General features: G+C 41.7%; 5 protein-coding genes. 4 read left to right on the plus strand and 1 reads right to left on the minus strand.

Going from position 1 to position 6,263, the window contains the following annotated elements; translation table 11 throughout:
* Window positions 1–168 precede the first annotated feature (168 nt).
* Window positions 169–849: a DUF2238 domain-containing protein gene (locus tag PVE40_RS12150; RefSeq protein ID WP_274732205.1), complete on the plus strand. Its 681-nt coding sequence runs from the start codon at window positions 169–171 to the stop codon at window positions 847–849.
* 175 nt (window positions 850–1,024) lie between these two features.
* On the opposite strand, the gene PVE40_RS12155 is transcribed toward PVE40_RS12150, so the two are convergent.
* A complete protein-coding gene (locus tag PVE40_RS12155) occupies window positions 1,025–2,215 on the minus strand; it encodes a coenzyme F420-0:L-glutamate ligase (protein ID WP_274732206.1) in 1,191 nt (396 codons plus the stop codon).
* Window positions 2,216–2,345: 130 nt separating this feature from the next.
* Here PVE40_RS12155 and PVE40_RS12160 point away from each other — a divergent pair, with 130 nt between their 5' ends.
* The 3 genes from PVE40_RS12160 (at window position 2,346) to uxuA (ending at window position 6,036) form a co-directional block, all read left to right on the plus strand.
* Window positions 2,346–3,182: a sulfurtransferase gene (locus PVE40_RS12160; protein ID WP_274732207.1), complete on the plus strand. Its 837-nt coding sequence runs from the start codon at window positions 2,346–2,348 to the stop codon at window positions 3,180–3,182.
* Window positions 3,183–3,335: 153 nt separating this feature from the next.
* Window positions 3,336–4,940 (plus strand): mannitol dehydrogenase family protein, encoded by a 1,605-nt coding sequence (locus tag PVE40_RS12165; RefSeq protein WP_274732208.1) that lies wholly within the window; start codon window positions 3,336–3,338, stop codon window positions 4,938–4,940.
* Window positions 4,941–4,965: 25 nt separating this feature from the next.
* Window positions 4,966–6,036 (plus strand): mannonate dehydratase, encoded by a 1,071-nt coding sequence (uxuA, locus tag PVE40_RS12170; protein WP_274732209.1) that lies wholly within the window; start codon window positions 4,966–4,968, stop codon window positions 6,034–6,036.
* The last annotated feature ends 227 nt before the right edge of the window (window positions 6,037–6,263 follow it).

Raw genomic sequence — 6,263 nt, forward strand, 5'->3', positions numbered from 1 at the left:
TTTAGAATTTCTGTAGTAAAATCGTTCATATGGAAGTCCTCTTTTCTGTGAATGTGTTGTGGTAACTCTATTCTACAAAAGGGACTTCCTTTTTTCTATTTACACAAAATATTTTACACTCTCAATCAGGTAGGATAAGGAGAGGTCAAACAAGGAAAGGAATGCTACATGGATAATAATAAATATGAAAAACGTAAGAATGTCATTTTATGGATTGTCTTTCTTTTACTACTAGCTTCTATCGGTTATGCGGTTTATATGTTCTTCCAGGCACCGGATGGCACTGCACAACATGAAGGCGAACGGGTAAAAAGTGATTATGTATTAATGATTTTGCAATGCCTGTTTGGAGCAGTAGTGATTTTCTTGCCCAAAAAGGTGGAAGACCATTTTGAAATACGAATTCCCAATATGATTGAAATTGTTTATTTTATTTTCTTATATTGTGCTATTTTTCTGGGAGAAGTTCGTAATTACTATTTCCGTGTACCATATTGGGATATGATCCTTCACTTCTTTAGTGCCGGTATGCTTGGAGCGATTGGATTTATTTTAATCGACTTCATAACCGGGATTAAGAAGCTGAACTTGCGTCTGAGCCCATTCTTTGTTTCCTTTTTCTCGTTCTGCTTCGCAATTACTTGCGGGGTTATCTGGGAAATCTATGAATTTTTGGCGGACGGAATTTTAGGGACCAATATGCAGAAGTTTATTACTGCAAACGGGGAAGTGCTGGTCGGCAGAGAGGCTCTCGGCGACACAATGGAAGATATTATTGTGAATACGGTCGGAGCGCTACTCGTTGTCACCATCGGCTATTTCTATCTACGCAAAATAAAGAAGCACTGACTCGCTGAGTCAGTGCTTTCTGTTCAAATGGTACAAGTGAGCGGGAAATGATACGCTCACTTGTACCATTTTTTCGATTTTGGTATGAGTGAGGTCTTATTTTTCGTTCACTCGCACGCTTTTGCCCTTTTTCGTGCAAGTGGGCATTTTTTTAGCGCTCACTTGCACGTTCTTCTTAATGTGTATAGTTATCAAAGTACCCTTGGATATAAATAATCGGAGTTCCTTTGTCGCCGCTTCCTGATGTTAGGTCAGAAAGGGAGCCAATCAAGTCGGTTAGTTGGCGAGGGGTAGTACCTTGCGATTCCATCGCGCCTACTAAGTCTACTTCTTTATTTTTGATGTATTCTGAAATGGCAGTGTGCAAATCTTCGCCTTCTAAGTCAGCAAAGTTATTGTCTGCCAAGTATTTCAATTTAATTTCACTTGGAACGCCATCAAGCCCAGGTGTGTAGGCAGGAGAAACAACTGGATCAGCAAGTTCCCAAATTTGACCGACTGGGTCTTTGAACGCGCCGTCTCCATAAATCATCACTTCAATTAGCTTGCCGGTTTTTTCGCGCAAGATTGCTTGAATCTTGTCGACAACTGGTTGGCAGTCACGAGGGAATAATTTAATGGAATCTTCAGTTGCTTTGTTTGAACCAAGTAAGCCGTACAATTCGTTATGGCCGCTGCCATCTATTGATTCTGCCAAAATATTATCCAAGCTGTATACTTTTTCCGCACCATTCGCTTTCAAAATTCGTTTGGTACGGAAGCGAGTGTGGATGTCGCATGTTAGGACACTCTTGGTGTAATCTAAAATAGATTTTGCATTGTTGGAGAAAATGACTTCACATTCTACACCGTATTCTTCTACTATTGATTTATAATATTCAATGTAATCCACACCAGTGAAAGTATGTTTCTTATAGCCAAAATGTTCCCGAAATTCAGCTTCTGTTAACACATCCGTCCAAGGATTCACGCCTTTTTCATCCAAAGAATCAATATCAACCAAGTGGTTCCCCACTTCGTCAGATGGATAGCTCAACATCAAGACGATTTTTTTCGCACCTTTTGCGATTCCGCGTAAATTCACGGAAAAACGGTTGCGGCTCAAAATTGGGAAAATAACTCCAATGGTGTCATCGCCAAACTTCGCTGTAACATCTTTCGCGATGTGATCAATGGTAGCATAGTTTCCTTGGGCACGTGCCACAATGGATTCTGTGATGGACACGATATCACGGTCTTGAATGGAAATTCCCTCTACTTCAGCTGCCTTCAAGACGGTATCGACAACAATCTCCTCAATATTGTCGCCACGATGGATAATCGGGCTACGGAGACCTCTTACAACTGTACCAACTACTCTATCCAATAAAATCTCTCCTTATATAACAATGGCATTCCTGCAATTTGCTCAACAAAAAATATCCTATATAATAAATATAGGTCCGTAGTAATTATATGCTTATCGGAAGAATTTGACAATGATAGGAGCTGCGAAAATGGAATTTATCGTTAATAAAGAGTGGCTTGTCCAACAATTAGCCAACGATTGGGTAAAAGTAGTCGACTGCCGCTTTGATATGAGCCAGCCGCATGCAGGAAAAGAACAATATGAAACCAGCCACATTCCCGGCTCCGTTTATCTTGATCTGGAGAAGGACTTATCCAGCCCTGTTGAAGAGCATAGCGGCAGACACCCTTTACCGGATCTGCATACTCTAAAAAACACGCTTGAAAAGTTAGGTATTTCCAACGAATCAACGGTTGTCGTCTATGATAGTGGAAGTTGTGAGAACGCTTCTCGCGCTTGGTGGTTGCTCTCTTATCTGGGACACGAGCGCGTATTTTTATTAGACGGCGGATTTGCAGCTTGGGAAAAGGCGGGTTACCCATTGACTGATGAACCTGCACAAGTGAAACCTGCAACTTTCCGAGTAAATGTGCAGTCAGACATGTTGGCAACATACGAAGATGTACAGAATCTAGTGGCATCTGGCTCCAAGGAAACCATTTTGATTGACTCCCGTTCTCCCGAACGCTATAGAGGGGACGAAGAACCGATTGATGCCAAAGCAGGCCGAATCCCTGGAGCGATTAATCATCCATGGCAAAAAAGCCTTCAGGCAGATGGAAGTTTCAAAAACGAAAAAACTCAGCAAGAACGATTCGAAAAGCTAAATCCCGACACACCACTTGTCGTTTACTGTGGCTCTGGCATTACTGCCGCAACCAATTATCTGGCGCTCAAACAAGCGGGCTATCAAGATGTGAAGCTTTATGTAGGAAGTTTCAGTGACTGGATTTCTTATTCAGACAGCCCAGTAGAAAAAGGGTAAGTTACACGATGGATTCGGTCGAACACACAGCTTTCGTTGTGTGTTTTTTTGTGAAAATTATTTTTCTTTATCGATTAAATTTTGCTAGTACGAGAACTAGTATAATAGTATACTAGATAAGTATTACAAGGAAGATAAAGGAGGTTCTAAAAAATGAAGTTGAATCGCGAACTATTATCAAATGAAAATGCTCAAAATGAAATCGGTTTAAAGATGCCGGCTTTCGATGTTCAAGCAGTAAAAGAAAAAACGATGGAAGAACCAATTTGGTTGCATTGTGGAGCAGGAAACATTTTCCGTGCTTTTCTAGGAGCTGCTCATCAACAACTATTGAATAAAGGCACAACTGATAAAGGAATTATCGCAGCAGAAGGCTATGATTTTGAAATCGTTGATGTAATGGAAGGGTACGATAACCTGACCATCAATGTCATGCTTAAAGATACAGGCGAAGTGGATTATGAAGTTGTGGCTTCTATTGTTGATTACTTGAAAATGGATCTTTCTGATGCTGATTTTGAAAAGGTTATCAACATTATGAAAGCGCCATCGTTGCAAATGGTGAGTTTCACGATTACAGAAAAGGGCTACAGCATCACGGATGCTAGTGGTGAATTCACAAATGTGGTGAAAGAAGACTTCACGAATGGACCATCGCAAGTGAAGAGCTATATTGGGAAAGTCGTTTACATGCTTCACGAACGCTATCAAGCTGGAAAACATCCAATTGCTTTAGTAAGTATGGATAACATGTCCCATAACGGTGAAAAGTTGGCAGCTTCTGTTCGTCAATTCGCTAGCAAATGGGTAGAAAATGGCTTCATGGATCAAGGATTTGTCGACTATTTGAACGACGAAACGCTCGTTTCATTCCCTTGGAGCATGATTGACAAAATTACTCCGCGTCCAGATGTAAAAGTAAAAGCAATGTTGGAAGAAAAAGGGTTAGAAGGAATGGATCCATGCATGACTGAGCGCCATACTTACGTTTCTCCATACGTAAACGGTGAAGAGACTGAATACTTGGTTATTGAAGATCACTTCCCGAACGGACGCCCAGCACTTGAAGAAGCAGGCATCATCTTCACGGACCGTAAAACCGTAAACGCTACCGAAACAATGAAAGTTACTGCTTGCTTGAACCCATTGCATACTGCACTTGCTGTTTATGGTTGCTTGCTTGGTTACGAAGCGATCTATGAAGAAATGAAAGATGAAGACTTAGTGAAACTGATCAAACAATTGGGCTACCAAGAAGGTCTGCCAACCGTTGTGGATCCAGAAATTATTTCACCAAAAGCATTCATCGATGAAGTGATCAACCGTCGTTTGCCAAATCCATTTATCCCAGATGCCCCACAACGGATTGTGACCGACACATCGCAAAAGCTCTCTATTCGTTTTGGCAATACGCTAAAAGCTTATGTGGAACAAGGAGACGTGAGCTCTCTTGTGGCGATTCCGTTGGTATATGCTGGTTGGTTGCGTTACTTGATGGGCGTGGATGATCAAGGCGAAGCTATGACGTTGAGTCCAGATCCATTGTTGCCAGAACTTTTACCAATTTTTGAATCTGTAGAACTCGGCAAAGAACCGGAAGCAGAAGCAATCCAAGCACTATTGAAGAACGCTGATATTTTTGGCATTGATCTATACGAAGCAGGAATCGGCGAAGATGTATGGCAACTCTTCCTGCAATTGGCAAAAGCACCAGGCGCAGTACGCGAAACGTTGCAACAAGAATTAGCAAAAATCTAATGTTGGAAAGGATTCGAACAATACAATGAAAATGTCATTTCGCTGGTATGGGAAAAAAAATGATCCCATTCCGTTAGAGTATGTCCGTCAAATTCCAGGAACCAAGGAAGTAGTTTGGGCGCTGCATCATAAAGTTGCAGGAGAAGTATGGGGCAAAGAGGAAATTCAAGAAGAAGTAGCTTACATCAAGAGTTTCGGTCTGGATGTTAGCGTTGTAGAGAGCGTTAATATTCATGACGATATCAAACTAGGCCTGGATTCCAGAGAACAATATATCCAGAACTATATTGAAACCTTGACGAACCTGGCAGAAGTTGGCGTTAAAGTCGTTTGTTACAACTTCATGCCTGTCTTTGACTGGACACGGACGGAGTTGTTCCACCAATTAGAAGACGGTTCAACTGCTTTGTATATGGACAAAGCCAAGATTCTTTCCCTTGACCCGCAAGAATTGATTGAAATGTTCGAAGGCGGTAGCCAAGGGTTGACCTTGCCGGGCTGGGAGCCAGAAAGAATGGCTAAAATCAAAGAATTATTCCAAGCATACGACGGCATTACAGAAGATCGCTTGCGCGAAAACTTCAAATACTTTATCGATGCCATCATGCCGACTTGTGAGAAGTATGACATCAAGATGGCGATTCATCCGGATGATCCTCCGTTCCCAATTTTTGGCTTGCCACGTTTGGTGAACAACGCTGAAAATATTGGCAAACTTCTTGCAGTAAATGAAAGCAAGCACCATGGTTTAACATTCTGTACCGGTTCACTTGGCGCAGATGCTTCAAACGATATCGTTGAGCTGCTTGAAACCTACTATGACCGCGTCCACTTCATGCATGTACGGAACGTTAACGTGGAAGCAGACGGCAACTTTACTGAAGTTTCCCACTACACTACAGACGGCACAGTAGATATTACGGGTGTGATGGAAGTTTTGGCGAAAAATAATTACCAAGGGTACATTCGCCCTGACCATGGCCGCCATGTGTTTGGCGAGAACGAAAATAATGTTCGCCCAGGATACGGCCTCTATGACCGCGCAATGGGAATGATGTACCTTCACGGCGCATACGACGCATTCAAAAAAGCATAAAAAAGTGGCTCTATAATATTTGGTGTTGGTGAATCATTTTGATTCACTGGCACCATTTTTGTTTTTAAATGCAAAAAGGCCAGTGAACCCCTATAATTTAGTTACCACACAAAACAACAGGAGGACTCACATGGCCCATACTCATTGTATTAAAAAAATGCTCGGAATAGAAGACCCAAATATATATTTAGATGACATGCCCGTTGTATTCGAAAAAATCAAGCAAG

Origin of the sequence: Jeotgalibaca caeni (genome assembly GCF_028863945.1) — a bacterium.
GTDB lineage: Bacteria > Bacillota > Bacilli > Lactobacillales > Aerococcaceae > Jeotgalibaca > Jeotgalibaca caeni.